Source organism: Cupriavidus yeoncheonensis, assembly GCF_905397275.1.
GTDB classification, from domain to species: Bacteria; Pseudomonadota; Gammaproteobacteria; order Burkholderiales; family Burkholderiaceae; genus Cupriavidus; species Cupriavidus yeoncheonensis.
Map to the genome: position 1 here is coordinate 271775 of NZ_CAJPUY010000006.1, position 25311 is coordinate 297085.

The window sequence follows — 25311 nt, forward strand, 5'->3', positions numbered from 1 at the left end:
TAAGCAACACGCATAAAGAATGAGCCCCGCCAGCAAGCGGGGCTTGTTCTTTTCTGCTCAGCGGTTTTTACGACTTCTGGAACGTTTTCGATAACAGGCATCTGCCAGTGGATGCTTTCTTTAGCGAATCCAGGTCCCGATCGGATCGCTTGTCCCTGGCTGCTTGCCCGGTTCATCGATCCTTCACCAGAGTGGCCAGAACCTCCGGTGCTGTCCCGCCAGAAACAAGAAAGCCCTCCGCGATCGCGGAGGGCTGCCGGTACTGTCAATACCTCGCTTACGGCCGGTTGATCGAGATGCTGTAGAACACGTTGCTTGGGTTGACGCTGATGACTGCGCTGAGGCCGGAGTTGGCGAGATTCAGCGAGACCACTTCATTGACGCCCTGAGCCGGTGCGCGATAGCGCACGCCGACGAAGGGAACGTTGATTTGCCAGGTGTCGAAATGACCGTCCGCGTGCTGGCGCGTATAGGTGTTGGCAGCGGTATCCACCGAAACGACCGTGTTCGAACCGTCCGTGATATTGGTTGCACCGGTCGGGTTCAGCGCCGCATCCCAATACGTATTGACCGTTCCGACAGCCGGCAGGCCGAGCGTCCGCGGACGCGCCGCGAGCATGAAGCCGTTCTGGTGGACGATGGCGATGGCGAGTTGGCCATCTACGCCCTTGAACGCGAAAGCGCGGGCCGTGCCGCTCGGATCGGCGATGTTGAAGCCGCCGTCCGGATTGGCGGAGGCCGCGGGCAGATCGGCGGCTGCCCATGCGTCGCAGGACGACAGGCTGCAGTCCGCACCGCTCGTGAACTTGCCAGTGCTGTCCATGCTGAACTTGACCAGCCCGGTACCGAGGTTGCTGGCGTTGCCGTCGCGTTCGAATGCCAGCGCCACCCAGTCGCCGGCGAGTTCGCTCAACGGGATGCTCTGCTCCGGGATCACAAGGCTGGATGAGTTGGTATTGACACCGGCACGGCGCTCGAGCGCGATGCCGGACTTCGAGGCCAGCAGCCTGAAGTCGTTATTGCCGAAGCGGCAGGCTTCGCTGTTGTTCGCCGCGAACTGTTCGACGGCGTTGGTCGAGTCGTTCGTCTGCGTCAGCTTGATGGCATCGATCGTGTACCGCTGCACGACATTGGTGGTGAGGCCGATCTTCTGGTACTTGCCGCTGCGGAACGACGCGCAGGTGGTGGAAGCGGGCTGCAGGATGGTCTGCACGCCGCCGGCCGAGCCCGAATTGGACGCTACCGCGGTCGACAGGTCCGAGATGGACGTCTGCGAAGCCTTGAGGGTTTCGCCGAGGGTATCGAGCTTCTGGTCAAGCGCGTTGCCCGGCGTGTTGCCGTGCGCGGCGACGAGGGTGTCCTTGAGCGGATCGATGCCCGCCAGGTCAACCGTGCCCGTCAGGATCAGCTTGACGTTGTCGAGCGCGGTGGATACGCCATCCGTGGTCAGCTTCGCCTGGGCCTGCTCGTCGAAGCTTGCGAAGAATTCATTGGTGCTCTTGCCGGCGATCGACGCGGTGATCAGCTCGGTCAGCGGCGTGATGTTGGCCGTGGCGGTCATGCCGCTGCCGGCTTCGACCACGGAGTGGAGCGTGGTGCCGTCGGGCGTCGAAACGCTCAGCACGCACGGACGCCTGGCGTTCGGGATGTCGATCGAGAACGTACCGTCGGCCGCCGTCGTGGCGGTGCCGCTGCCCGAGGCGCACTTGGCCTGGACGGTCGCGTTGGCAAGCGCCGCGCCTACTGCCGCCGTTCCCGCGATCTTGGTCGTGGGCGTCGAGGGCGTCGTCGCGGCAGGCGCGGACGGCTGGCTGTCGGAGCCACCGCCGCAAGCGCTCAGCGCCGCCGCGGCAAGAGTGGACACAAGCAATTTGATCTTCATATTTTTTCTTCCTCCCCGTTGTAGGAACTGGCTGTACTCACGCTCTATCCGGATACGCATCCATCCGTGATGGAAGCCGGGGGCGATACTACAAAGTTCCGAAATGCCGGTCGTCACCAATTTTGGTGATAGACATCCAATACATTGGGCGGCGCGCCGATGCGCGGCACTGCCATCGAGGCGAGAGGCTGATCGCGAAAGAGCGGAACCCTTCTGAAGTAGGGGCATGAAGCGCCAGCCGGCGCCGCTATCTTTGGTAGGCTCCGCCATAACGGCCACCTGACGCTGCCGCCGGGGAACGTGCGCTACAGCCCGGCGAGCCGATCGGGCGGTGAACAGGACAGTCCACGACCACGGGGAGAGTGACGTGCCGTCAGTGAAATTCCGCCGCGCGATGGAAGCGGCCGATCGTATCGCCGATGCATCGCCGCCTTGGGACGATATCCTGACCACGGCGCGCGACCTGATTGGCGCGGACAGCGGCTCGCTCATCATGATGGACGGCGCGGGTCAGTTGCTGAACATCACGCACGTGGACATGTCGGGCCAGGCGCTCGATGAATACGTCCGGCATTTTCACAAGGTAGACTTCATGGCGGAAGCCGCCTCGCGCCTGGCTGCCGGCGCGTGGATCGACAGCAACGACGTCATGCCGCTCCTGAAGTCGCGACAGGCGGAATTCCACGCGGACTATATGCGCAAGCATGGCCAGGCCCAGAGCCTTGCCCTGATTCTTGAGCGGGACAGCGAGCGGCGCACCGGCCTCACGTTCCAGCGGTCCACGGTGGCCGCCAATGCCACGGACCGGCTGACCGAAGGCGAAGCTGGCGCCTATGTTCGCCACTTCCGCAAGGTGTTGTCCACGCGGCGCCGGGCCATGGCGAACAAGGTGCAACTGCTGGAGGACTCATTCGCCGCGCTGGGCGAGGCGACATGCCTGTTGTCGGCATCCGGGCTGGTACTCCATGCCTCGGCGCTTGCGCATGAACTGCTGGACAACCGGCAGGGGCTCTGCATTCGTCAGGGTCGGCTCTACCACGCGGAGCCGGCCGTGCTCGCCCGCCTGCTCGGAAAGCTGCAAGACGCGCTGCGCACCGGCCAGCGCATGGCGGCGACCGTGGCGCTGGACTGGGGCAAGACCCTCGGCATCGACATGGTGCCCGCGGATGCGCAGGTGAAGCTGTCGGACGAGCCGCTGGCGCTGGTTCGCCTGCGCGTCAGCAGTGCGTTCAATGAGGTCAGCATTGACGACCTGATCTGCACCTTCAAGATCACGGCTGCCGAAGCAAGGGTGCTGGCCGCGCTGATGGCGGGGCATACGCCGGCCCAGTTCGCGGCGCAGAACGGGCTGTCCGAGAACACGGTGCGCACGCACATCACCAATCTGAAGGGAAAGATGAACTGCCGGCGCGTCGTGGAGCTGGTGAAGCTCGCTACGCTGGTACAGCGTTGAGTTTCTGGTGATGGCCACGGTGGCTTGCGTGCGTGCCGCCGCCGCTATCGCATCATCGCCTTCGGCTGCCGCGTGGCGGTCGGCATAGCGGTTCGCATCAACGTCGCTGGCGCCGACGCTTCTCCTTCGTGTCGCTCCGGCGAGAAGTGACTTGCCGGCTACGCCGGCGAAATTGCCCCGCCTTTCCGGCACGAAAGCTCTCCAACGGCCATCCAGCTCACTCGAAGAAAGCGCCCCACATTTATTTGACAGCATCTCAAATAAAGCCTAGATTATTGACACGGTGCCATTTACCAAAGGAGACAGCGTGACAGATCAACAGAAGCCGGAAGTCACGGCAGGCATGCGAGGCGCTTCGTGGGACGCCCGACTGATGGACCGTCCGTATCAGATGGTCCCCTATGCGCTGCCCACTGCCGACGGCCAGCGCACACTTGGCTTCCTGTTCACCATGACCGGCGGGGAGAAGACCGTCGTCACGCTGATGCATCCGCGCGAGATGGCCATCACGCATTACCTGGTGCCGTTCGTGCTCGATGCCGGCTGTGCCTGCTGGGTTCAGGGGCCGCGCTCGATCGGCAATGATCTGCGCCTCGAACATGAGATCGCGCTGTTCGATGTGGCGGCCGGCATGACGCATCTGCGCGAGCTGGGCTACGAGAAGATCGTGATGCTCGGCAATTCCGGCGGCGCCGGCCTCTATACGTTCTACAACCAGCAGGCGCTGACGCCGCGCGAGCAGCGCATCGCGCGGACACCGGCGGGCCGTCCGACGAACCTTGGCGAACTGCATATGCCCGAGGCCGACGCCTTCATCCTCGTGTCCCCGCATCCGGGGCAGGGCAAGTTGCTCATGAGCGGCGTGGATCCCTCGGTCATCGACGAAGAAGATCCGATGCAGACAGATCCGGCGCTGGACCCGTTCTCGAAGGCCAATGGCTTTGATGTCGAAGCCGGAAAGGGGCGCTATGCCCCCGAGTTCGTCGCGCGCTACCGGGAAGCGCAGATCGCGCGCGTGGCACGCATCGATGCGCGCGCCAAGGCGATGCTGCGCGCCAAGGCGATGCTGCGCGCCAAACACGAGTCGCGCGCAGCGCTCAAGGCCGGCGCCGCCACGGAGGCCGAGCGCCGCATGGCCGCGCATGCGCCGATCTTCCAGGTCTGGCGCACCGACGCCGACCTGCGCTCCTGGGATATCACGCTGGACCCTTCGGACCGCAAGACGGGTTCGCTGTGGGGCAAGGACCCGTTCACGTCGAACTGGGGCAGCGTCGGCTTCGGCCGCACGGTCACGCCGGAGTCATGGCTGTCGACGTGGTCGGGGCTGTCCTCGAATGCCGCGCTGGACAAGACGCTGGGCACGCTGCACCAGCCCACATTGCTGATCGAATACACCGGCGACCAGTGCACATTCCCCGCCGATATCCACGCGATCTACGAGCAGATTCCCGCGGCCCGCAAGCGGCACATCCGCGTGCGGGGCAACCACCACGGCATGGCCCTCGGCCGTGACGAAGCGTCCGGCCAGAGCATCGCGGGCCGGCACATCGTCGAGTGGCTGCGCGAGACGATGGCCTGAGCCGGCACCGCCGGACAAACCTGTAAGACGACAGAGGTAGACATGCTGCAACCCACCCACGTGCGACCGTCAGTGCTGCTGGACGGCGTACGCTATCCCGACGAAGACCGGCTGCGCCAGTACGTGGCGGACGGCTACCTGAGCACCGAGACGCTGGCCGGTGCGTTCCGCCAGTCGTTCCGCGACCACAAGGACCGGCTCGCGCTGGTCGGACCGGAAGGCGAGTTCACCTACCAGGCGTTCGACGAGCAGACTGAGCGGCTCGGCGCCGCGCTGCTGGCACTGGGGCTCAGGCCGCTCGACCGCGCGATCTTCCAGTGCGGCAACTGCAACGAACTGCTGCTGGCCTTCTTCGGCTGCCTCAAGGCCGGCATCATCCCGCTGTGTTCGCTGCAGGCATTCCGCAAGCTCGAGATCAGCTATCTCGGCAAACTCTGCAACGCGCGGCTGCACTTCGTGCAGGGCGATGATCCGAAGTTCGATGACGTCGCGTTTGCCGAGGCCATGCAGGCCGAAGTGCCGAGCCTTGCCTTCATCCTCCAGGCGCGCGGCACGCGCCGCGGCAGCGCCGTGCTGCTGGCGGACCTGATCCGCGACATGCCGCTGGGGCGCGCGCAGGCAATCCTGGCCGACGTCACGCATGAGCCGTTCCAGGCCGCGGTGTTCCAGTTGTCCGGCGGCACCACGGGCGTGCCCAAGATCATTCCGCGCTTCCAGAACGAGTACCTGTACAACATGCGCGCGGTGGCGCAATGGAACCGCTACACCGCCGACGACGTGCTCTTCTTTCCCACGCCGTACATGCACAACCTCAACATGGGCTGCTTCTTCGGGCCGTTCCTGTTGAGCGGCGCGGCCGTGACGGTAGCACCCGACCTCTCGGAAGACACGCTGCAGGCACTGGTGCGCGATTACGAGCCGACCTGGTTCGGTGTCGCCGGGCCGATCCTGAACCGCATCGCGCCGGTGCTGCTGCGCTCCACGCCAGCCGAGCGGGCGCGACGCAATTTCATCGTGCCCAAGAACGCCGCCAACCTGACGCGACTGACCGGCTCGCCGGCGCACCATATCTTCGGCATGACCGAAGGCGTGATCATGTTCACGCGTCCGGAAGACCCGCAGGAGATCCGCGAGCAATCGGTCGGCTGTCCGGTGTCGGCGGCCGACGAAGTGCGCATCGTCCATCCCGGCACCGAAGACGAGGTGCCCGAGGGCGAGGCCGGCGAGGCGCTGTTCCGCGGCCCGTACACGATCCGCGGTTACTACAAGTCCGAGAAGGAGGATGGCACGCGCTTCACGGCCGATGGCTTCTACCGCTCCGGCGACCTGATGTCGTCGGACGTGGTGGCCGGCAAGCGCTACTACTTCTTCCGCGGCCGCATCAAGGACGTGGTCGACCGCGGCGGTGAAAAGATCAATGCCGAGGAGCTCGAGAACGTCATCAACGAACACCCCGCGGTCCTGGCGACGTCCGTGGTCGGCATGCCCGACAAGGTCTATGGCGAGCGTGTCTGCGCATTCGTCCTGCTGAAGCCTGACGCCGCCGCATCCGGACTGACGCTGCCGGCCTTGACGCAGTTCCTCCAGGAAGCCGGGCTCGCCAAGTTCAAGTGGCCGGAGCGGCTGGAGATCATTTCCGAATTTCCGCTGACGGCTTCCGGAAAACTCAGCAAGGTGCTGCTGCGCGATCGCATCGTCCAGCTCCTGCAGGCGGAGACGGACCAGGATGCCGTTGAGCAAAGCCAGTGATATCGCCAGTACAGCCAGTGAACAAGGAAGAGACATGACCCAATCCACGCAAGCCGCCATTCCCGCAGTCGCGCTGCACGGCGTCCACCACACCGCGCGGCCGACCTGGAAGCTGGCCGAGACCGTGCACTTCTACCGCGACCTGCTCGGCCTGCCGCTGGTCCACGCGATCTCGGCCAAGGGATGGGGCCCGGACAACCACGCCGATTTCCTGCATTTCTTCTTCGACAGCGGCAACGGCAGCACCATCGCCTTCTTCTACTACATCGGCACCGAGCGGCCGGACTGGCTGGCGGTGCGCGAGCACTACCAGGACCGTGCCACGCACACCGCCTGGCGCGTGCGCGACGAGGCCGAGCTGCTGCAATGGCGCCAGCGCGTGGAAGCCGTGGGCATTGCGCTGCGCTACCAGATCCGTCACGAGGTGATCGAGTCGATCTACTTCAACGACCCGAACGGCTACCCGATCGAAATCACCTGGCAGGTGCGCCCGTTCAGCGACGCCGACCAGCGCGATGCCGCGCTCACCATCGACGCGGCGATCGATCTGGAGCGGGCACGCGATGGCGGCGAGGCCTTCGCGTCGATCGAGCCGGTCTGGCAGCGCAAGGCCGGCAATATCGAGGGCAACGGCGTCGACCGGGACAAGGCGTCGGTCTACGTGCTCGACGTGCCGGAGTTCGCCCCCCTGATCGACGTGGCACGCAAGACCGAGGGCTACCGCACCACGACGCTTGGCAATGGCTATGTGCGCATCGACGGCAACCCGACGCTGCAGTTCCGCCGCAAGGAACTGGGCTTCAAGCCGGCCGTGTGGTACGGCGCGCTGACGGGCGGCCTGGCGGGCCAGATCCGCCAGTTCGACATGGACGCGCTGGTGATCGCGCCGGGAGTCCCGCAATGAAAGTGACCATCATCGGCGGCGGACCGTCGGGCCTGTTCCTCGCAATCCTGCTCAAGGAGCGCCTGTCGCAGGTCGAGATCGACGTCTTCGAGCAGAACCCCGAGAACGCCACGTTCGGCTTTGGCGTGGTGCTGGCCGACACGGGCCTGGCGAACCTGCGGTCGGCATCGCCGACTGTCGTGGACCGTCTGGCCACGGTCATGCGCTTCAACGACCAGCATGCGATCGTGTGCCATGAGCAGCCGATCGTGATGAAGAAGCCTGGTGCCGGCGGCGGGGCGATCCCGCGCATCAGCCTGCTGTCCGTGCTGCAGCAGCGCGCCTGTGAACTCGGCGTGCATGTGACCTACAACCAGCGCATTGCCGATTTCGACGCTATCGACGCGGACCTGATCGTGGGTGCCGACGGGATCAACTCGCAGTTGCGCACGGCGAACGAGGCCGGCTTCGGCACCACGCGCCGCACGCTGACCAACCATTTCGCATGGTTCGGCGTGGAGAAGCCATTTCCGAGCCCCGCGCTGGTGTTCCGCAAGCATGAAGGCGGCTACTTCGTTGCGCACTATTACCCCTACTCCGACTCGATGAGCACCTTCGTCGCCGAGTGCGACCACCAGACTTGGCTGGACTTCGGTATGGAGGACATGAGCGCCGAAGCGCGGCAGGCGTTGTTCGAGCGCGTGTTTGCGCCGGAGTTGGACGGCTACGCGCTGGTGTCGAACAACTCGGCGTGGCGCCAGTTCCCGGTCATCCTTAACGCGAAGTGGCATGTCGGCCGCCAGGTGCTGATCGGCGACGCCCTGACGAGCGCGCATTTCTCGATCGGCTCGGGCACTCGCATCGCCATGGAAGACGCGATGGCGCTGGCCGATGCAATCGTCGCGCATCCCGCCGACGTGCCGGCCGCGCTGCGGCAGTACGAGGCCGTGCGCAAGCCCGAGAAGGCCAAGCTGATCAGCGCGTCCGAGGCTTCGTACAACTGGTACGAGCACATCCGCGAGTGGATGGAACTGCCGACCCCGCACGAGTTCGTGTTCCGCTTCATGACGCGCACGGGGCGCGTGGATGCCGGGCGCCTGCGCGCCCAGTTCCCGGCGCTGATGGCGGAGCTTGCCGCTGGTGGCGTGACCGGTGGCGCGGCCTTGGAGCAGCCATGATCAACGCCACGGAATACGTGCTCAGCGAGCGCCCGTTCGTCGTCAGGCGGCGCGTGCGCTGGGGTGACTGCGACCCCGCCGGCGTGGTCTACACCGGCCGCTTCACGGACTACCTGCTCGGCGCGGTGGGACTCTACACCGCCCATATGGCCGGCGGCGACGGCAGGCTTGGTGAAGTCCACGGCGTCGGCACGCCATGCAAGGCGATGCGCTTCGAGTTCATCGGCACGCTGTGGCCCGATGACGTGATCGACATCACCTGCACGGTGGAAGCCATACGCACGCGTTCGTTCGACATCCGCTGCGTGGCACGCCGGCCCGACGGCGCGCCGGTGTTCGACGCGATGTTCTCGCCGATCTGCGTGCGCCTGGACCGCCGCGAAGGCACGCCAATCCCGGATGCGATGCGCGAAGTGCTGAAGCGCTTTCTTGCCCCCGCCCTGAAGCCCCCTGAAGCCCCCTGAAGCCCCCTGAGCGTTCCCGGAATTTTCAAAGATGAAGTATCGAATCGGACAGATCGTGCCCAGCTCCAACATCACGATGGAGCGCGAGGTCCCGGCCATCTTCGCCGCGCGCATGCAGGCGCTGCCGGAGCAGTTCAGCTTCCATTCCAGCCGTGTGCGCATGCATCGCGTGGTGGCCGAGGAACTCGAGAGGATGAACCGGGACATGGGCCGCTGCGCACTGGAACTGGCCGATGCGCGGGTCGATGTCATGAGCACCGCCTGCCTGGTGGCGACCATGTGCATGGGCATGGGGTACCACCGCCAGGTAATCGAGGATCTCGGCCACGCGATTGCCGAAGCACCGTACCGGCCGCAGATCATGACCTCCGCCGGGGCCCTTGTCGATGAACTGAAGGACTTCGGCGCACGCCGCATCTCGCTGATGGCGCCGTACAGCGACGCGCTGACCAAGACGGTGGTCGCATACATCGAACACGAAGGCATCGAGGTCAGCGACGTGATCAACTTCTCGATCCTCGACAACCTGGAGGTCGGCGAGCGCGATCCGCTGCAACTGCTGGAGGACGTGAAGAGGCTCGACGTCAGGGGCGTCGATACCGTGGTGCTGTCGGCGTGCGTGCAGATGCCGTCGCTGGCCGCTATCGAACCCGCTCAGCAGGCGCTCGGCATTCCTGTGACTTCCACGGCCGCGTGTACGGCGCGGCAAATGCTGCGCCGCCTCAACCTTGCTGCCAGCGCGCCCGGCGCGGGCGCCTACCTCGGCAGCCAGGCCGGGTTGCGCTGACCGGCGCAGTTTCGCGCAGTTTCGCGCAGTTTCGATTCGGCAGCCGCCCGCAGATGGCGGCGCCGCCAACCAGGAGACCATTTCATGCAAACCGCCCCCGACGCGCTGCCGCGCGTGTCCGCCCGTATCTATGCCAGCGTGATTCTTGGCGCCGCACTCGGCATGCTGGCCGGCTATGCGCCGTTGTTCAACGCCACGGCCGGCGTGTTCGTCAGGCCGCTCGCCGCCGAGTTTGGATGGGGCCGCTCGCAGGCCTCGCTGTCCTATGCCGCGTCGATGTTCGGCCTGGCAATCGTCAGTCCGATCGTCGGCGCCATGATGGATCGCTTCGGCATCCGCCGCGTGATTGCGTGCTCGGCCATCGTGTTCGGCCTTGCCACGTGCGCCATGGCGCTCCAGGACGGCAGCATGCTGGCCTGGGTCGGGCTATCGATCGTCGTCGGCGTGTCCGGCGCCGCCACGTCGGTGCTGGGCTACCTGGCCGTGTTGCCGCAGTGGTTCGACCGGCGCCTCGGGCTGGCCCTGGGCATCGCGATGTGCGGCCTCGGCGCGGGCACCGTGATCCTTCCGATGACCGCGCAGTACCTGGTAACGGTGTTCAGTTGGCGCATCGCCTATCTCGTCCTCGGCGCGGGCTCGGTGGTGCTGTCGCTGGCGGCGTGCGGCTTGCTGCGCGAGCGCTTTCCCGCCGGCAGCCGGGCAAGGCGCGCGGCATCGTCCGCGCCGGTCGGCGTGCCGCTGCCGATCGCGGTGCGCAGCTATCGGCTCTGGGCGATCTGGCTGGTCTTTGTGCTGAGCTCGGCCGCCACGCTGTCGCTCGGGCCGCATCTGCCGTCGCTGTTCGCGGACCGGGGCTTCGACGCGGCCATGGCGGCTCGCAGCGCGTCGATGATGGGCGTCGGCCTGCTGATCGGACGGTTGATGACCGGGCTGCTGATCGACCGCATTCACGCACCGCTGGTGGCCGGCGTGTTCTTCGTGGGCGGTGCCGTCGGCGTGTTCCTGCTGCGCGGCTCGCACGACTACGGCACGCTGCTGGTCGCGACCATGCTGATCGGCCTGACCATCGGCGCGGAGGGCGACCTGATCTCCTATCTGGTGCGTTCGTACTTCGGGCTGACCTCGTTCGGTTCGCTGTTCGGCATCGCGTTCTCGGGCTACGGGCTTGGCGCGGTGATCGGACCGATCGGGCTCGGTGCGTGGTTCGACCGGCATGGCAGCTACGACGTGCCCTTGCTGGTATTGCCGTGCATGTTGCTGGTGGCGTCCGGTCTGGTGCTGTCGCTGGGCCGCTACCGCATTGCGGACCGGCAGGAGCCTGCCGCGGCCGCCGCCTCTGCGTAGGAGCGCGGCGGCGAAGCGGCAGAAAGTGGCAGAAGCGGCGAAGGCGGATAGAATTGGCATACCACCAATTCCGAGCCGGCCCGCTTCGCCTCCCATCATGCCTGCCGCACGCAAATCGCCCGCAGCCAAGGCCGCCGCACCGCAGCCGTCCAGCCCCGTACCGCGCCGGCGCGGACGTCCGCCCAAGACGGAATCGCCGATCGGCGCGGAACCGATGCTCAGCCGCACGACGATCCTGCAGCACGCGATCGAGCTGACCAAGACCACGCCGCTGGACCAGATTTCCATGGTGCAGCTCGCCAAGGATTTCGGCGTGGCCCCGGGGCTGATCCACTATTACCTCGGCGGCCGCGACCAGCTGGTCACCGGCGTGCTCAATGACTACTACCGCCAGCGGACCCTGCGCCTGCAGCCGCTGACGGGCGACTGGCGCGCGGATGTCGAACGGATTTCGCGGCTCAGCTTCCAGGTTGCGATCGAGAATCCCGGCGTCAGCAACTACGTGGCGTCGCATAACCGGTATCGCCTGTTCCAGGATGTGCAGCCCGGCGAAACCGACTACGGTCTGGAGTTCTTCAACCGCATGACGTCGGCGATCATGCAGGGCGATTTTTCCGCGGAGCAGGTCGCGCTTGCGTATCACCTGCTGGCGCAATACCTCGTCTCGGCCAGCATGGCCGAAGCGTCGCGGCAATTGCCGGCCTATCACCAGGCCTTCATCCAGAACAAGCTCGACGGGGTATCGGCGCAGCAGTATCCCGGCGCGCGCTTCGTCAGCAAGGCGTTCTCGAAACTGTCTTCCGACACGGCCTTCGAAGAAGGGCTGCGCATTACGCTCGACGGCATCGAAGCGTGGCCGCGCCACGCGAAGCCGGCAAGGAAGAAGGGCGCGCGCGCCGCATAGAGGCGAAACCCTCCAGGCGGCAAACGCTGCGAATGTTGGCTCTCCTCTCCCGCAGCGGGAGAGGAGAGCCAACCGGGCGGCAATTCTTTCCTTGTCCGCAAACAGGCCCCACATAAGCGGCCGCACTTCATCTTGCTGACGTCCTCCCACTGACTGTCGTCCCACGCCACACGCTAGTGGTATCTACTTATTTGAGATGCAATCAATAAAACTACAATGTTTATTTGAGTGTATGTCAAATAAAGCGCCAGCCATCATGATCGGACCGGCGCACCAGATGTCGGAGACAACATGAAGCGCCCCCTTCTTGCCCTTGCCTTGCTGGCCGGTTCCATGCTTGCGCTGCCCGTGCGCGCGGACGCGTATCCGGACCGGATGATCCGCGTCCTCGTCCCCTCCATTGCGGGCAGCGCGCCCGACATCATTGCGCGGCAGGTGGCGGAACGCCTGAGCAGCGCATGGAAGCAGCAGGTGATCGTGGAGAACAAGCCGGGCGGCAACGGCATCGTGGCCATGAGCGCGCTGAAGCAGGCGCCGGCCGACGGCTACACGCTGGTCCTCTTCCACGCGGCCGCGGCCGTGACGACGCCGGTGATGTACAGGGAGGCGAAGTTCGACATCCAGCGCGATACCGCGGTGGCCGCCACGGTGGCCTACACGCCGATGATGTTCGTGGCCGGTACCGCCACCACGTACAAGAGCCTGTCCGACGTGCTGCGCGACGGCAAGGCCCGCCCTGACGATGTCGTGATCGGCAGCCCGGCGCGCGGCTCGGTGCCGCACCTGACGGCCGAGATGATGGGCCAGTCGCAGAACACGAGATTCCGCCAGGTCAGCTTCAGCGGCACCACGCAGGCCATCCAGGCCGTCGTGAAGGGCGATATCCCGGTCTATGTCGACGGCATCGCGCCGCTGGTGCCGCTCGTGCGTGCCGGGCGGCTCAGGGCACTCGCCGTGACATCGGACGCGCCGTTGCCCGGCCTGGAAGGCATTGCGCTGGCCAAGGAGGCCGCTCCGGGCCTTGTCGCCAAAGGCTGGTTCACGATCTTTGCGCCGAAAGGCACGCCTGTGCCGGTGCTCGACCGGATCAATGCGGCGGTCAACCAGAGCCTCGCCCAGCAGCCATTCATCGATCGCCTGAAGGACCTGGGCACGTATCCGATGCCGATGTCGCGCGCGGACGGCGCGCGCTTCATCGACGCGGAGAAAGCCCGCTGGGAGAAGGTCATCGCTGAAGCCGGCGTGAAGCCTGAATGAGCACGAACGGACACATCACAACAACAGAGGAGATAGCAGTGAGATTCAGTCGATTTGCAGCCGCCGCCGTGGCACTTGCCAGTTCATGTTCCGCCTGGGCCCAGTCGGGCGTCACGCTCTACGGCGTGGTCGATGCGAGCATCGAGTACGTGAGCCATGTCGGCGCGGTGCCGACGGCCGCCAACGGCTTCAACCCCGGCCCGGCGCACGACGTGGTGCGGCTGACGTCGGGCGGCATGTCGGGGTCGCGCTGGGGCATTCGCGGCGTCGAAGACCTTGGCGGCGGCACGCAGGCCGTGTTCGTGCTGGAGAGCGGTTTCAACGCCGATACCGGCACGATGCAACAGACCGGCCGCCTGTTCGGCCGCCAGGCCTTTGTCGGCATCAAGAACGCACAGTATGGCCAACTGAGCCTCGGCCGCCAGTACACATCGCTGTTCGACAGCATCGTCAATTTCGTGCCGGCGTACTTCGCCACGGAGTACGAGCCGATCACGTTGTTCACCGGCGCCAATTTCCGCGAGGACAACACCATCAAGTACACCGGCAACTTCGGTGCGTTCACCGGTGTCGCGCACTATTCCTTCGGCACCGGCGTGGCACTGCCGCAGGCGGTGCCGACCGGGTTCGCACTCGGCGGGGCCGGCGAAGTCCCGGGCCAGGCGCGGCGCGACAGCGCGTGGGGCGCATCGCTGGCATACACGGGCGGGTCGCTCTGGGCCGCGCTGGCATACGACCAGTTCAACCCGACCATCAGCACGCCGGCCAGCACGAGCAGCGGCACCTTCCGCAAGGCCACCGCCGCGCTGAGCTACAACTTGCCGTGGGGCCGCATCATGGGCGGCTATCGCTGGGGGCAGAACAAGACCGCGGCCGGGGCCACCGCCGTGCGGGACGATTTCTTCTGGATCGGCGGCATCTACCAGGTGACGCCGGCATTTACCCTGACCCTCGAGTACGACTACGACAAGGTCCGGAACGTGTTCGGCAATACCAGCGTGGCCAATCCGTGGCAGCTCAACCTGATCGCGGACTACAGCCTCTCGAAGCGCACCGACGTCTATCTGTCGGCGGCGTATGCGAAGCACGCGGGCCTGATGCTCGATTCGGCATCGATCGCATTCGCGAACAGCCTGGCGCTCGGCAACAGCTACGTCCTCGGCAACGGCGCCACGTCGATGGTCGGTATTGCGGCCGGCGTACGGCACAAGTTCTGATTGCTGACGGCACGCTGACGGTGAAGCGTTGGCTGTCCGCACCCTGTCCGCACCTCTCCCGCGAATGCCCGCTGCCGCACTTGCCTGCCTCCGTGCGGCAGCCAGTGGCGCTTCCGTCTCCCTTCACGCGCGTCATCTACGTGTTTTCCCCGGTGCTGCGGCATGCCCCGTGTAAGTAGCAGGTAAGGGGCAGGCCTTACCTTATCGTCACGGACCGGGGCTGAGACCACCACGCATGCGCTGGCTGGCGCATGCACTGTCAGCCCACGGCAAGCCCGTAGCACGATTGGCAGGAGACACAGATGAACGAAGAACTGGTCGCAAGACTGAAGGCGAACCCCACGTATCGCGAGCTTGTGCACAAGCGCTCGCGGCTGGGCTGGGCGCTGACCGCGGTGATGCTCGTGATCTATTACGGGTACGTGCTGCTCATCGCTTTCGACAAGGAATTCCTTGCACAGAAGACGGGCACGGGCGTGATGACATGGGGCATGCCGATCGGCCTGTTCGTGATCCTCTTCACCGTCGTCATCACCGGCCTCTATGTGCGCCATGCCAACCGCGCCTACGACCAGCTCACCGAGCAGATCAAGCGGGAGGTAGCATGAAAGCGAACCACACACTCATTGCCTGCAGCACGCTGCTGCTGTCTTCGGCCGCGCTGGCGGCGGGTGGTGACCTCGGGCAGGCGGTACGGCAGCCGACCAACTGGACGGCAATCGGCATGTTCGTGCTGTTCGTGATCGGCACGCTGTTCATCACCAAGTGGGCGGCCAAGCGGACCACGTCGGCGGCCACGTTCTACACGGGCGGCGGCGGCATCACCGGCTTCCAGAACGGCCTGGCGATCGCCGGGGACTTCATGTCCGCGGCCTCGTTCCTGGGCATCTCCGCGGCGGTCTATGCCAATGGCTATGACGGGCTGATCTATTCCATCGGCTTCCTGGTGGGCTGGCCCGTCATCACCTTCCTGATGGCGGAACGGCTGCGCAACCTTGGCCGCTTCACGTTTGCCGACGTGGCCGCGTACCGCTTCAAGCAGGCCCCGATCCGCGCATTCGCGGCCTCGGGCACGCTGGTGGTGGTGGCGTTCTACCTGATCGCGCAGATGGTCGGCGCGGGCCAGCTCATCAAGCTGCTGTTCGGCCTGGAGTACTGGGTCGCGGTGGTGATCGTCGGCGCGCTGATGATGGTGTACGTGCTGTTCGGCGGCATGACCGCCACCACGTGGGTGCAGATCATCAAGGCCTGCCTGCTGCTTGGCGGCGCCACGTTCATGGCCTTCATGGTGCTGGCCCAATATCACTTCAGCCCCGAGGCGCTGTTCGCCAAGGCGGTCGAGGTCCATGCCAAGAAGGACTCGATCATGAGCCCGGGCAACTTCATCAAGGACCCGATCTCGGCGATCTCGTTCGGCATTGCGCTGATGTTCGGCACGGCCGGCCTGCCGCACATCCTGATGCGCTTCTTCACCGTGCCCAACGCCAAGGAAGCGCGCAAGTCGGTGTTCTGGGCGACTACGTGGATCGGCTACTTCTACATCCTGACGTTCATCATCGGCTTCGGCGCGATCGTGCTGGTGGGGACCAACCCGAGCTTCCAGGACGGCAGCGGCAAGCTGCTCGGCGGCGTCAACATGGCGGCGGTGCACCTGGCCAGCGCGGTCGGCGGCAATGTGTTCCTCGGCTTTATCTCGGCCGTGGCGTTCGCGACCATCCTGGCGGTCGTGGCTGGCCTGACCCTCGCCGGCGCCTCGGCCGTGTCGCACGACCTGTACGCCACGGTCTTCAAGCACGGCAAGGCGACCAGTTCGATGGAGCTGCGCGTCTCGCGCATCACGACCATCATCCTCGGCATGGTCGCGGTGGTGCTCGGCATCGTGTTCGAGAAGCAGAACATCGCGTTCATGGTGTCGCTGGCCTTCGCCGTCGCGGCCTCTGCCAATTTCCCGGTGCTGTTCATGTCGGTGCTGTGGAAGGGGTGCACCACGCGCGGCGCGACGATCGGCGGCTTCCTCGGCCTGCTGTCGGCGGTCGTGCTGACGGTCCTGTCGCAAGCGGTCTGGGTGGACGTGTTCCACTTCAAGGATGCGCCGTTCCCCTACACCTCGCCGGCGCTGTTCTCGATGACGATCGGCTTCCTTGGCATCTGGATCTTCTCGCTGATGGACAAGTCCGCGCGCGCGCGCGTGGACAAGGCCGGCTTCGAGGCACAGGAGCTGCGCTCGGAGACCGGCATCGGGGCAGGCGAGGCGACCGCACATTAGGGCCTGTTCCCGGATATAACGTACGCGCGTTGGCCCGAGCCGGGGTCAGCTACGCGAAGGGCGTCGCCGCAAAGGGTCATTCCCTTTGCAAGGCGCCCGACAAAGTAGATGGCCCCGGCTCGGGCCAACCCGCAGGGCAAGGGGGATACGCGGCGCATTGCGTCGTTGCTGGCCGCTTGCTTGGAATGACCAAGCGGCGCGACCAGCGCCTAGCACTGCGCCGCGTATCCCCCTTGCGCGCGCACGTTCTATTCGGGAACAGACCCTAAGTCGCGGCAACTTGCGGGGCGTCTGCTATCTTGGTTCGAGGATCAGCAACGTCCCGCCGTCGGCATGCAACACGCAATGCGGGCACGGGCCCCGCGCGTAACCGACGACGCCGGTGGTCACTTCTGTACACGGCGGCAGGCCCTTCGGGGCCTGCGCTGCCGGAGGCAACCGACCATGAAGCCGCAACCCTTCGCAGTGACTCCCGACGCGCACGGGCGCGCGCTCAACGTGGTCGGCGAGAAGATCACGGTCCTGGCACCGAATACCGCCACGCAGGGCTACGAGGTCTTCCTGCAGCAGGGCGAAGAGGGCTGCGGCCCTCCGCCGCACTGCCACGACTGGGACGAGTCGTTCTACATCACGCGCGGCACCATCGACATCGGCTATGACGACCAGGTCATCACGGCCACGCCCGGCACGTTCGTGCATGTTCCCGCAGGTACCATGCATCACTTTCGCTTCGGGGCTGGCGGTGGCGAGATGATCTCCGTCACCAGCCAGGGCGGAATGGCTTCCCGTCTGTTCACCCGGATCGACGAGGAGATCCCGCCGGGGCCGCCCGATATCGCCAGGCTGCTCGCGGTCGCGAGCGAGTGCGGCGTGACGGTCGCGGCCGGCGATGCGCCGCACGCCTGACCATCGGCTTCGCTCGCTGGCAGCCATGACGACCGGCACGGCCTGAATCCGGCTTTGGGTCCTGCCGGCTCGACGAGTCCCGCCACCCCTGGTAATAATCGCGGCAACGCCAAACTTCGGGGGTGGTGCGATGTCGCCTGTGCGGGCATTCAAGCGGGTGCTGCGGTCGTCGACCGGGGCATTGCCCGGTAAGTCATGGCTGGCGGCGGGCGTCGTGACGATCGCCGCGCTGCTGTCGACAGCGGCGGCCGCCACGGACTTCGGCAGCCAGGGCGGCCCTGAGCCCGCCAACATCGGGGAAATTGCCGATGTCCTGCGCGCCGATGCCTACGACCTCGAACTGCTGATCAGCTTCGGCACTTCCAAGGGCGGATCAGCCGGCCACATTGCCCTGGCCATCCGTGACCAGGCGCCAGGCGACGACCTCGTCTACTCGGCCAACTTCTATGCCGACCGCGACAGCAAGCACGCGGCAGGCCATTACACCGATGACCTGATGGTGGCCATCCCGAAGCTGGAATACCTGTTCAGGACGGTTTCTTCGGTGGCGCCGACGGCCTCGTTCGGCCTGGACTTCGGCGAGATCTACAAGCGCTCGGTGATCGGCGTGCGCGTGTACGGCGTGCCCGCGAGCGACAAGACCGCGCTGGCCGCCTATTTCAGGCGCATCAATGACGATTTTCACCGGCAGGCCAGGAACACCGAGTACCACCGGGGCGAAATCCGCTATGACTACTTGCGCCTCAACTGTGCCAAGACCATTGGCGCGGCATTCCGCTACGGCGCCGGCTACAAGGACCTGGAGGTCACGAGCGCCAGGGTCCTGTCCGGACGCCGGGTGGTAGCGGCCGCCACGGCCAACGTCCCGACCGAGATGGCGATGAAGCTGGTCCGGGAGTGGGGAGCGCGCGGGTACGGCATGGACGTCGTGCTGTACAAGAAGTACGGCGGCTCGACCTATGTGGACCCGCTGGAGGAGGAAAAGGTGGCCTTCAAGGACTTGCCCAACCGCTTTCCTTCGGTCCTGTCCCTGGATTTCCGCAGGGAACAGGGTGCCTACAAGGACTTCGACAACCTCTTTGCCATGTACCTCCTGTACAACCTTGGCCGGTACAGCGTGCGCGTCAACGAGCAGACACTGCGGCTGGAGATCGAGAAAGAGAAGGAACCGATGACCTATGCCGAGGCCGCCGCGCTTGCCGACCGGAACGCCAGGTCCGACAGCAGGAATTTCCGGCGCGGCATTCTGTTCCGGCCGCTGGGTACCAGGATCGGGGAGACGCCGGACAACACGCATCTTTATGACTATTCGGCGAGGGATGCAGAAGGGAGGAAGGCAGCGCAATAGCGCTTGCGTGCCGCGAGCCGTGGGGCGTGACGAAGTCCCAAGACAAAAACGGGCAGCTCGCGCTGCCCGTTCTGTTTGCAGCCGGCATCGAGGTAATCGACATTCGAGGCATGGTGCACGCGGTGCGCCGACGGGGTGTTGAACACGTATCCGAACCAGCCAGGCTTCGGGATCCGGGTGGTGTGCGGCCAGAACTGGCACAGCAGGTCCAGGCTCGGCGGACGCGCCGCGCCGTGTAATACCGCGACATGTTTTCCACGGCGAAATGCGCGCGATGTCCTCCTATAGTTCGGTCCGTTGCCGCGCTGCACGGTGCGGCCCGAACCAAACCTGAAGGACCTGACATGACCTCACGCTTTCCCCGCCTGCTTGGCGCCGCCACCGGTGCGCTGATCATCCTGGCCAGCACGCCGGCGTTTGCCGGGTGGTCCGGCCACGGTACGGCCTACACGCCGCGCGGCACCTACAACGGCGCGCACTTCGGCTCCTGCGGTGGCGGCAGCTGCTCGCATGCCGGTGGCGTGGTCGGCCCTTGGGGCGGCCTGGCCACCAACACCGGCACCGTGACCCGCAACGCGCCCGGGCAGTTCTCGAACAGCGGCACCGCGACCGGCCCGAACGGCCGCTCGGTCCAGCACGACGGCAATACCAGTTGCGCCGGCGGCACGTGCTCGCACACCGGAAGCCTCACCGGGCCCGACGGGCAAACCGCCAATACCGCGGGAACCGTGACGCGCGAAGGCGCCGGCCAGTATGCATCGTCCGGCACCGTGACCGGCGCGAACGGCAGCACCGTGAGCCACGCGGCCTCGACGACCTGCGCCGGCGCGACCTGTGCGCGCTCGGGCACGGTCACGGGGGCGGATGGGGGCACCGTGACGCACTCCGGCAGTGCGACCCGCGTGGCGCCGGGCGTCGTGACCACAGGCGGAGGCAGCACCGTCGTCCATGGCAGCACGGTCGTGGCCACGGGCACGGTGGCGACCGGCACGGTCACGACAGGTGGTGCGGTCGTGGCCGTGGCCACGCCGCCGGTGGTCGTCGCGCCGCCGCCTGCGCCCGCCGCTGTCTATATCCCGCCGCCGGCACCGGCCACGGTCTTTGTCGCGCCCCCGCCCGCGAAGGTGGTGGTCGCGCTGCCGCCGCCCGCGCCGGCGACGGTCATCGTCGGTACTGCTCCGCTGCCGCGTACGGTATATGTCGCGCCGCGAACGGTCTATCTCGCGCGTCCGCCGCGCGCGGCCGTGATGGTGCCGGGCCATTGGGCTGGTGGCGTGTGGGTGCCCGCGCACATCGTGTAACGGCAGAACCCGCCGCTTTCAGTCGCGACACCATGCCGAGCGTGCCGGCCATGCGACGGCGGACGTCATGAAGAAGATGATTGCAGTCCTTCTCTTGTGTATTGTTTCTTCAGGAAGCCGTGGGGCCAGGACTATGCCGGAGAACCCGCCATGGAGCAGGTGAACAGGATTATCGTGCTCGACGACGAGGCCGAGCTGCGCAATATGCTGCAACGGTTCCTGACCGGGCACGGGTTCCGCGTGCGCGCGGTCGCCGACGGCAAGCAGCTCGACCGCCACCTGCACCGCGAGCCCTATGACCTGCTCGTGCTGGACCTGATGATGGAGCCCGAGGATGGCCTCACGGTGTGCCGCCGACTGCGCGCCGAAGGCCAGACGCTGCCGATCCTGATGCTGACCGCCAAGGGCGATCCGATGGACCGCGTGGCGGGCCTGGAGACCGGCGCCGACGACTACCTGGCCAAGCCCTTCGTACCGGATGAACTGGTGGCGCGCATCCGCGCGCTGCTGCGGCGCCAGAAGATGGCCGCGGGCGACCCCACCGTGACCTCGCAGACGCTTCGCTTCGGCGAATTCAGCTTCGACGTCGGCAAGCAGACGCTGATGCGCCGCGGCGAGCCGGTGGAGGTGCATTCCGCGCAGATGCTGCTGCTGCACGCGCTGGGCTCTTCGCCCAACCGCGCGGTGAGCCGCGACAACCTGCTCGCGCGCGCGCGCGGGCGCGATCACGATGCGCTCGATCGCAGCATCGACGTGCAGATCCTGCGGTTGCGCCAGATCGTCGAGGACGATCCGTCCAAGCCGCGCTTCATCAAGACCGTGTGGGGCGTCGGCTACATGCTGGTGGCCGGCGTCGAGCCGTAATGCGCATCGGGCTGCCGCGCTCGCTGCTGGCGCGCAATATCGCGCTGCTGGTGGTGCTGGTGGCGATCACGCAGGCCTGTTCGCTGAGTGTGCTGCTGCATTTCGTGCAGCGGCCGCGCATCGAGCGCGCGGCCATCATCTTCGCCGACTACGTGAAGATGCTCGACGGCGTACTCGGCGCCATGCCTGCCGGCACGGGCGCTGCGGTGGCGCAACGGCTCGGCGCGCAGTTGCAGGACCCCGAGCAGGCCGCGCCGCGGGCCGACCCCGAGCTGCTGCAGCTGTTCCGCACCTACCAGCGCGACGTGTTCCTGAATGCCCTGCAGCGCCACCTGCCGCCCGACATGCCGGTGCGATGGCAGTCCGGCGATGACGAGCGGCTATGGATCCGGCTGCATGTGGCGGACCTGCCGCGATGGGTCGCCATGCCGATGACCGAGGATGCCCACGCGGGCGGCATCGCCACTGCACTGGTGTTGTCGACCGCGCTGGCGCTGCTGGCCGCGCTGACGGGCTACCTGATCCAGCTCCACCTGAACCGTCCGCTGCGCGACCTTGCACAAGCCGCGCGCCACATCTGCGCGGGCGAATCGCCGCCACCGCTGCCGACCGACGGGCCCACGGAGATCGCCCAGGTCAGCAGCGCCTTCAACCAGATGACGCAGGCGCTGCAGCAGGCCGAGCAGACGCGGGCGCTGATGCTCGCCGGTGTCTCGCACGATATCCGCACGCCCCTGACCAAGCTGCGCCTGGCGATGGCCATGTCGATCCCGCGCGGCGCCGATGATGATTTCGTGGCATCGGCCGAAGGCTATCTCGACCACATCGAGACCATCCTGCAGCAGTTCATGGACTATGCGGGCAGTGGCGAGAAGGAGCTGCCGCAGCCCGGCGACATCAATGCGCTGGTCGGCCAGCTCGCGTCGGACTTCGCCGGGCTCGGCCACGAGTTCGAGCTGTCGCTTGGCGACCTGCCGCCGGTTCCGTACCGGCCGGTCAGCCTGTTGCGCCTGCTGATGAACCTGATGCAGAACGCCGTCGTCTACGGCAAGACGGGCCTGGGTGTGCGCACCTGGCACGACGGCGAACACGCCTGCATCGCCGTGTGCGACCGCGGCACCGGCATCGCGGCGGCGGAGCTGGAGCAGCTCAGGGCGCCGTTCAGCCGCGGCGCCAACGCGCGCGGCCATGCGGGCGGCACCGGCCTGGGCCTGGCGATCGTCGATCGCATCGCGCGCCTGCACGGTGGTTCGCTGCAGTTCCGCGCGCGCGACGGTGGCGGCACGGAGGCGGTGGTTTCGCTGCCGCTGCACATACCAGGCGCTTAGCGCACCGGCGCACATTGCGCCATCGTACCGTGACATCGCGCGAAATAATTGCCGCATGGCGCTTTGCAGGGGGATTTTCCATACTTTGGTCACCGAGACGCGACGCACCGCAACACCTCGCGGTGACAGCGTTGCCGACCACCGAATGGCACCCGCCCCCGACCAAGGAATCGATATGCGCACCACCTTCCGCACCACCTTTCAAGCCCTCGCCCTGAACACCAGGCGCCTGGCGGCTGCCGCCGTTGCCGCAAGCGCCATGCTTGCCGCCGGCTGCGCCAGCGCCGGCGTGACCGGCATCCAGCAAACCGGCCTGCTGCAGCCGGTGCACGCGGACGTCATCTATGTGCACGCGTTCCATGCCGATGCGGAACAGGTGAAGCTTGACGGTGGCCTCGCGCAGAAGCTGAAGACGATGGCCTCCGGCGGCTCGGCCGCCAGCGCGCAATCCGGCACCGCCGCGCAAGCCCGCGAACAGGTGGCGGACGAGATCGTGCGCCGCTTGCAGGCCCAGGGGCTGCATGCCGTGCGCGCCGATGGCCCGGCGCCCGCCAATGCCAGCGCGCTGATCGTCGACGGCGATTTCAGCAAGATCGATGAAGGCTCCAGCCGCCGTCGCCTGCTGATCGGGCTGGGCGCCGGCAAGAGCGAAGTCGGTGTCGCCGTGCGGATCTCATACCAGCCCGCCAACGGTGCGCCGGTGCCGCTGCAAAGCTTCCTGGCCACCGCCGACAGCGGCCATATGCCCGGCGTCGCCGAGACCGCCGGCGTGGGCGCGGCGGCCGGCCATCTTGCCACGGCTGCGGCGGCGGGCACGGGTGTGCACGGCGTGTCCGAAGTGAAGCGCGACAGTGTGGTTGCCGACGCCACGCGACTGGCGGATTCGATCGCCAGGCAGGTGACCGCCGCGAGCACCGAAGAAGGGTGGCTGTCGGCCGCTGCCGCCAGCTGAGCGCGGTTCGGGTGCCGCGCAGGTGTCCAGGCAGGTGTTGCGTGCATCGGGAGGCACCTCGAGGCGTTCCGAAAGCGTATGCGGCGATTTGTGACTAAGCTGGTAGTGGCTGTCCGGTTGCGCCGGCAGTTCGGTTTTCCGTACGCAAGGAGATCACCATGAAGACAAAAAAAGCGCTGCCCGCGCTGTTGCTGATCGCTGGCGTCCTGACGGCTTCCGCCGGCTTTGCCGAGACCAAGGGCAAGTCGAAGGCGGCTGCGCCCGCCGCGCCGGCCTCTGCCGCCGCCACGTCGCCCTACATGCAGATCCAGGAATGGAAGAAGGGCGATCGCCTGCCCACCGAATTCCGCGACCGGCAGTATGTGATCGATGACTGGAAGCAATACAGCCTGCCGGCGCCGCGCAAGGGCACGCACTGGGTGGGTGTCGGTGCGAACTACTATCTGGTGGCGCCCAATGGCGTGATCCAGCAGGTAGGTGCCGGAACCTGACGCCGATCGCGGCCAATTCATCCTCCTGCAACAAAGAAGCCGCCCGCGCGGGCTGACCTGCGCGGGCGGCTTTTTCCTGGTTGTTCCGGCAGCGTCAGATGCCGAGGATCTTCTTCGCCTCGAGCAGCGACTTCATCGCCTCGTCGTGCTGGCCGGCCTTGTGGTAGGCCTCGCCTTCGGCGCGCAGCTTCTGCACGCGCGCGGCGTCTCCCGGCGACAGCGCCGGCTTGGTCGAGAGCTTGGCGTCGATCGCCTTCATCTCGTTGGGGCAGTTGTGGGCCAGGGCAAGGGTGCTGGCGCCGGCCAGCAGGATTGCCGTGAGGATGGAAAGAGTCTTGCGCACGTTCCCTCCCGTTCATGAGGTTGGGAAATCCAGCATAGTCCATGCGCGGTGCCGTCGCCCGGGCTGCTGCCGGGAAGGTGCGTCGGCAGGCATTCCGGTGTTATGTTGGAGGTACCGCACTGGCTGGCATCGTCCCGACCGTCCCGACTGTCCTGACCGCGCATGGAATCCTCCGCCGAGCACTACTCCCTGGCCTTGCTGTGCGCCGCCATCCTGACGGTGACGGTGGTGGCCATTCATTACGAGGCGCTGCGGCTGTTCTCGGCGCTGCACCCGAAGCGCTGGAGCGGGCGCGTCAATATCGGCGTGCTGATCATGTGCATCATCCTGGTCCACTGCCTCGAGGCCATGGTCTTCGCGCTGGGGTTCTGGTTGTGCGACCACGGGCTCGGCCTGGGCGGGCTCACCAGCAGCCGCGAGATCACGCCGGTGGTCTATGTCTATTTCGCGCTGGAAACCTACACCACGCAGAGCCTCGGCGACGTCTATCCGGTCGGCGCGAGCCGGCTGATCGCCAGTATCGAACCGCTGGTCGGCCTGATCCTGATCGGCTGGTCGACGTCATTCACCTACGTGATGATGCGGCGCGACTGGCAGTTCGATGAAAAGGCACACGCGGAAAAGCGGTCGGGGCAGTAGCGGCTGCCGGCCTGCCATGAGCCCGCAGGCAATGGTTGATCGGCGATACTCGGTGCCTTGAGCCACTCTCAAGAAACAGAAGTGAAGGTGGTTGTGTTCATGTGGCCACCTCTATCGGATTGACCTGGAACCCGAGGGCCGTGGCCCGGCGTTTGAGCGCGGCAATACTGCGCTGG

Annotated in this window: 24 protein-coding genes and 1 pseudogene; 22 read left to right on the top strand and 3 right to left on the bottom strand. The window is 66.3% G+C overall.

Going from position 1 to position 25311, the window contains the following annotated elements; translation table 11 throughout:
* Positions 1-111 precede the first annotated feature (111 nt).
* Positions 112-291 carry a chromate resistance protein ChrB domain-containing protein gene (locus tag KHO22_RS10750; protein WP_211947113.1) on the top strand — a complete coding sequence of 60 codons (180 nt, stop codon included), beginning with the start codon at positions 112-114 and terminating at the stop codon, positions 289-291.
* Here KHO22_RS10750 and KHO22_RS10755 read toward each other — a convergent pair.
* Positions 278-1882, bottom strand: a complete 1605-nt coding sequence (locus KHO22_RS10755) for a hypothetical protein (RefSeq protein ID WP_211947114.1) — start codon at positions 1880-1882, stop codon at positions 278-280. The two genes, KHO22_RS10750 and KHO22_RS10755, sit on opposite strands and share 14 nt — an antisense overlap.
* 367 nt (positions 1883-2249) lie before the next feature.
* Here KHO22_RS10755 and KHO22_RS32455 point away from each other — a divergent pair, with 367 nt between their 5' ends.
* The 15 genes from KHO22_RS32455 (at position 2250) to KHO22_RS10830 (ending at position 19217) form a co-directional block, all read left to right on the top strand.
* Positions 2250-3335, top strand: coding sequence for a helix-turn-helix transcriptional regulator (locus tag KHO22_RS32455; protein ID WP_230426824.1), 1086 nt, complete (start codon positions 2250-2252; stop codon positions 3333-3335).
* Positions 3336-3642: 307 nt separating this feature from the next.
* Positions 3643-4914, top strand: coding sequence for an alpha/beta hydrolase (locus tag KHO22_RS10765; RefSeq protein ID WP_230426825.1), 1272 nt, complete (start codon positions 3643-3645; stop codon positions 4912-4914).
* A gap of 42 nt (positions 4915-4956) precedes the next feature.
* The gene (locus KHO22_RS10770) at positions 4957-6663 is read left to right on the top strand and encodes an AMP-binding protein (protein ID WP_211947115.1); all 1707 of its coding nucleotides are present in this window, start codon (positions 4957-4959) and stop codon (positions 6661-6663) included.
* Between the two features lie 34 nt (positions 6664-6697).
* Positions 6698-7567: a VOC family protein gene (locus KHO22_RS10775; protein ID WP_211947116.1), complete on the top strand. Its 870-nt coding sequence runs from the start codon at positions 6698-6700 to the stop codon at positions 7565-7567.
* Positions 7564-8724, top strand: coding sequence for an FAD-dependent monooxygenase (locus KHO22_RS10780; RefSeq protein ID WP_211947117.1), 1161 nt, complete (start codon positions 7564-7566; stop codon positions 8722-8724). The genes KHO22_RS10775 and KHO22_RS10780 overlap by 4 nt, the downstream gene beginning before the upstream one ends.
* Complete coding sequence (locus KHO22_RS10785) at positions 8721-9188, top strand: thioesterase family protein (RefSeq protein ID WP_211947118.1); 468 nt, start codon at positions 8721-8723, stop codon at positions 9186-9188. The genes KHO22_RS10780 and KHO22_RS10785 overlap by 4 nt, the downstream gene beginning before the upstream one ends.
* A 31-nt stretch (positions 9189-9219) precedes the next feature.
* Positions 9220-9975: a maleate cis-trans isomerase family protein gene (locus tag KHO22_RS10790; protein ID WP_211947119.1), complete on the top strand. Its 756-nt coding sequence runs from the start codon at positions 9220-9222 to the stop codon at positions 9973-9975.
* An 84-nt stretch (positions 9976-10059) separates the two neighbouring features.
* Positions 10060-11319, top strand: coding sequence for an MFS transporter (locus KHO22_RS10795; RefSeq protein WP_211947120.1), 1260 nt, complete (start codon positions 10060-10062; stop codon positions 11317-11319).
* Between the two features lie 97 nt (positions 11320-11416).
* Positions 11417-12223 carry a TetR/AcrR family transcriptional regulator gene (locus tag KHO22_RS10800; RefSeq protein ID WP_211947121.1) on the top strand — a complete coding sequence of 269 codons (807 nt, stop codon included), beginning with the start codon at positions 11417-11419 and terminating at the stop codon, positions 12221-12223.
* A gap of 291 nt (positions 12224-12514) precedes the next feature.
* Positions 12515-13480, top strand: a complete 966-nt coding sequence (locus tag KHO22_RS10805; protein ID WP_211947122.1) for a Bug family tripartite tricarboxylate transporter substrate binding protein — start codon at positions 12515-12517, stop codon at positions 13478-13480.
* Positions 13481-13518: 38 nt separating this feature from the next.
* Positions 13519-14697 carry a porin gene (locus tag KHO22_RS10810; RefSeq protein ID WP_230426826.1) on the top strand — a complete coding sequence of 393 codons (1179 nt, stop codon included), beginning with the start codon at positions 13519-13521 and terminating at the stop codon, positions 14695-14697.
* 302 nt (positions 14698-14999) lie between these two features.
* A complete protein-coding gene (locus KHO22_RS10815) occupies positions 15000-15305 on the top strand; it encodes a DUF485 domain-containing protein (protein WP_211947124.1) in 306 nt (101 codons plus the stop codon).
* Complete coding sequence (locus tag KHO22_RS10820) at positions 15302-16963, top strand: cation acetate symporter (protein WP_211947125.1); 1662 nt, start codon at positions 15302-15304, stop codon at positions 16961-16963. Before KHO22_RS10815 ends, KHO22_RS10820 begins: the two co-directional genes overlap by 4 nt.
* A gap of 444 nt (positions 16964-17407) precedes the next feature.
* On the top strand, positions 17408-17869 hold the full coding sequence (locus KHO22_RS10825) for a cupin domain-containing protein (protein ID WP_211947126.1): 462 nt from the start codon (positions 17408-17410) through the stop codon (positions 17867-17869).
* 181 nt (positions 17870-18050) lie between these two features.
* Positions 18051-19217, top strand: a complete 1167-nt coding sequence (locus KHO22_RS10830; RefSeq protein WP_230426827.1) for a hypothetical protein — start codon at positions 18051-18053, stop codon at positions 19215-19217.
* Between the two features lie 83 nt (positions 19218-19300).
* Here the strand turns inward: KHO22_RS10830 and KHO22_RS32460 are convergent.
* Positions 19301-19429: pseudogene (locus KHO22_RS32460) on the bottom strand (sterol desaturase family protein); the annotation flags it as partial.
* 132 nt (positions 19430-19561) lie between these two features.
* Here KHO22_RS32460 and KHO22_RS10835 point away from each other — a divergent pair.
* The 5 genes from KHO22_RS10835 to KHO22_RS10855 all read left to right on the top strand — a co-directional run bounded on the left by KHO22_RS10835 (position 19562) and on the right by KHO22_RS10855 (position 24153).
* On the top strand, positions 19562-20518 hold the full coding sequence (locus KHO22_RS10835; protein ID WP_211947127.1) for a hypothetical protein: 957 nt from the start codon (positions 19562-19564) through the stop codon (positions 20516-20518).
* A gap of 150 nt (positions 20519-20668) precedes the next feature.
* Positions 20669-21382 (top strand): response regulator, encoded by a 714-nt coding sequence (locus KHO22_RS10840; RefSeq protein WP_211947128.1) that lies wholly within the window; start codon positions 20669-20671, stop codon positions 21380-21382.
* The gene (locus tag KHO22_RS10845) at positions 21382-22710 is read left to right on the top strand and encodes an ATP-binding protein (RefSeq protein WP_211947129.1); all 1329 of its coding nucleotides are present in this window, start codon (positions 21382-21384) and stop codon (positions 22708-22710) included. The genes KHO22_RS10840 and KHO22_RS10845 overlap by 1 nt, the downstream gene beginning before the upstream one ends.
* Before the next feature lie 175 nt (positions 22711-22885).
* Positions 22886-23662 (top strand): DUF4410 domain-containing protein, encoded by a 777-nt coding sequence (locus KHO22_RS10850; RefSeq protein ID WP_211947130.1) that lies wholly within the window; start codon positions 22886-22888, stop codon positions 23660-23662.
* Positions 23663-23820: 158 nt separating this feature from the next.
* A complete protein-coding gene (locus KHO22_RS10855) occupies positions 23821-24153 on the top strand; it encodes an RcnB family protein (protein ID WP_211947131.1) in 333 nt (110 codons plus the stop codon).
* A gap of 94 nt (positions 24154-24247) precedes the next feature.
* Here the strand turns inward: KHO22_RS10855 and KHO22_RS10860 are convergent, their stop codons facing one another.
* Positions 24248-24496, bottom strand: coding sequence for a hypothetical protein (locus KHO22_RS10860; RefSeq protein WP_211947132.1), 249 nt, complete (start codon positions 24494-24496; stop codon positions 24248-24250).
* A gap of 162 nt (positions 24497-24658) precedes the next feature.
* Between KHO22_RS10860 and KHO22_RS10865 the strand changes: the two genes are divergently transcribed.
* Positions 24659-25135 (top strand): ion channel, encoded by a 477-nt coding sequence (locus KHO22_RS10865; protein ID WP_211947133.1) that lies wholly within the window; start codon positions 24659-24661, stop codon positions 25133-25135.
* The last annotated feature ends 176 nt before the right edge of the window (positions 25136-25311 follow it).

Excerpts from the sequence above, each read along its gene's own strand:
- KHO22_RS10805 (WP_211947122.1), top strand. The coding sequence starts at position 12,515 with ATGAAGCGCCCCCTTCTTGCCCTTGCCTTGCTGGCCGGTTCCATGCTT.
- KHO22_RS10840 (WP_211947128.1), top strand. The coding sequence starts at position 20,669 with ATGGAGCAGGTGAACAGGATTATCGTGCTCGACGACGAGGCCGAGCTG.
- KHO22_RS10790 (WP_211947119.1), top strand. The coding sequence starts at position 9,220 with ATGAAGTATCGAATCGGACAGATCGTGCCCAGCTCCAACATCACGATG.
- KHO22_RS10785 (WP_211947118.1), top strand. The coding sequence starts at position 8,721 with ATGATCAACGCCACGGAATACGTGCTCAGCGAGCGCCCGTTCGTCGTC.
- KHO22_RS10800 (WP_211947121.1), top strand. The coding sequence starts at position 11,417 with ATGCCTGCCGCACGCAAATCGCCCGCAGCCAAGGCCGCCGCACCGCAG.
- KHO22_RS10815 (WP_211947124.1), top strand. The coding sequence starts at position 15,000 with ATGAACGAAGAACTGGTCGCAAGACTGAAGGCGAACCCCACGTATCGC.
- KHO22_RS10825 (WP_211947126.1), top strand. The coding sequence starts at position 17,408 with ATGAAGCCGCAACCCTTCGCAGTGACTCCCGACGCGCACGGGCGCGCG.
- KHO22_RS10780 (WP_211947117.1), top strand. The coding sequence starts at position 7,564 with ATGAAAGTGACCATCATCGGCGGCGGACCGTCGGGCCTGTTCCTCGCA.
- KHO22_RS10865 (WP_211947133.1), top strand. The coding sequence starts at position 24,659 with ATGGAATCCTCCGCCGAGCACTACTCCCTGGCCTTGCTGTGCGCCGCC.
- KHO22_RS10750 (WP_211947113.1), top strand. The coding sequence starts at position 112 with ATGCTTTCTTTAGCGAATCCAGGTCCCGATCGGATCGCTTGTCCCTGG.
- KHO22_RS10755 (WP_211947114.1), bottom strand. The coding sequence starts at position 1,882 with ATGAAGATCAAATTGCTTGTGTCCACTCTTGCCGCGGCGGCGCTGAGC.
- KHO22_RS10795 (WP_211947120.1), top strand. The coding sequence starts at position 10,060 with ATGCAAACCGCCCCCGACGCGCTGCCGCGCGTGTCCGCCCGTATCTAT.
- KHO22_RS10770 (WP_211947115.1), top strand. The coding sequence starts at position 4,957 with ATGCTGCAACCCACCCACGTGCGACCGTCAGTGCTGCTGGACGGCGTA.
- KHO22_RS10855 (WP_211947131.1), top strand. The coding sequence starts at position 23,821 with ATGAAGACAAAAAAAGCGCTGCCCGCGCTGTTGCTGATCGCTGGCGTC.
- KHO22_RS10835 (WP_211947127.1), top strand. The coding sequence starts at position 19,562 with ATGACCTCACGCTTTCCCCGCCTGCTTGGCGCCGCCACCGGTGCGCTG.
- KHO22_RS10850 (WP_211947130.1), top strand. The coding sequence starts at position 22,886 with ATGCGCACCACCTTCCGCACCACCTTTCAAGCCCTCGCCCTGAACACC.
- KHO22_RS10845 (WP_211947129.1), top strand. The coding sequence starts at position 21,382 with ATGCGCATCGGGCTGCCGCGCTCGCTGCTGGCGCGCAATATCGCGCTG.
- KHO22_RS10820 (WP_211947125.1), top strand. The coding sequence starts at position 15,302 with ATGAAAGCGAACCACACACTCATTGCCTGCAGCACGCTGCTGCTGTCT.
- KHO22_RS10775 (WP_211947116.1), top strand. The coding sequence starts at position 6,698 with ATGACCCAATCCACGCAAGCCGCCATTCCCGCAGTCGCGCTGCACGGC.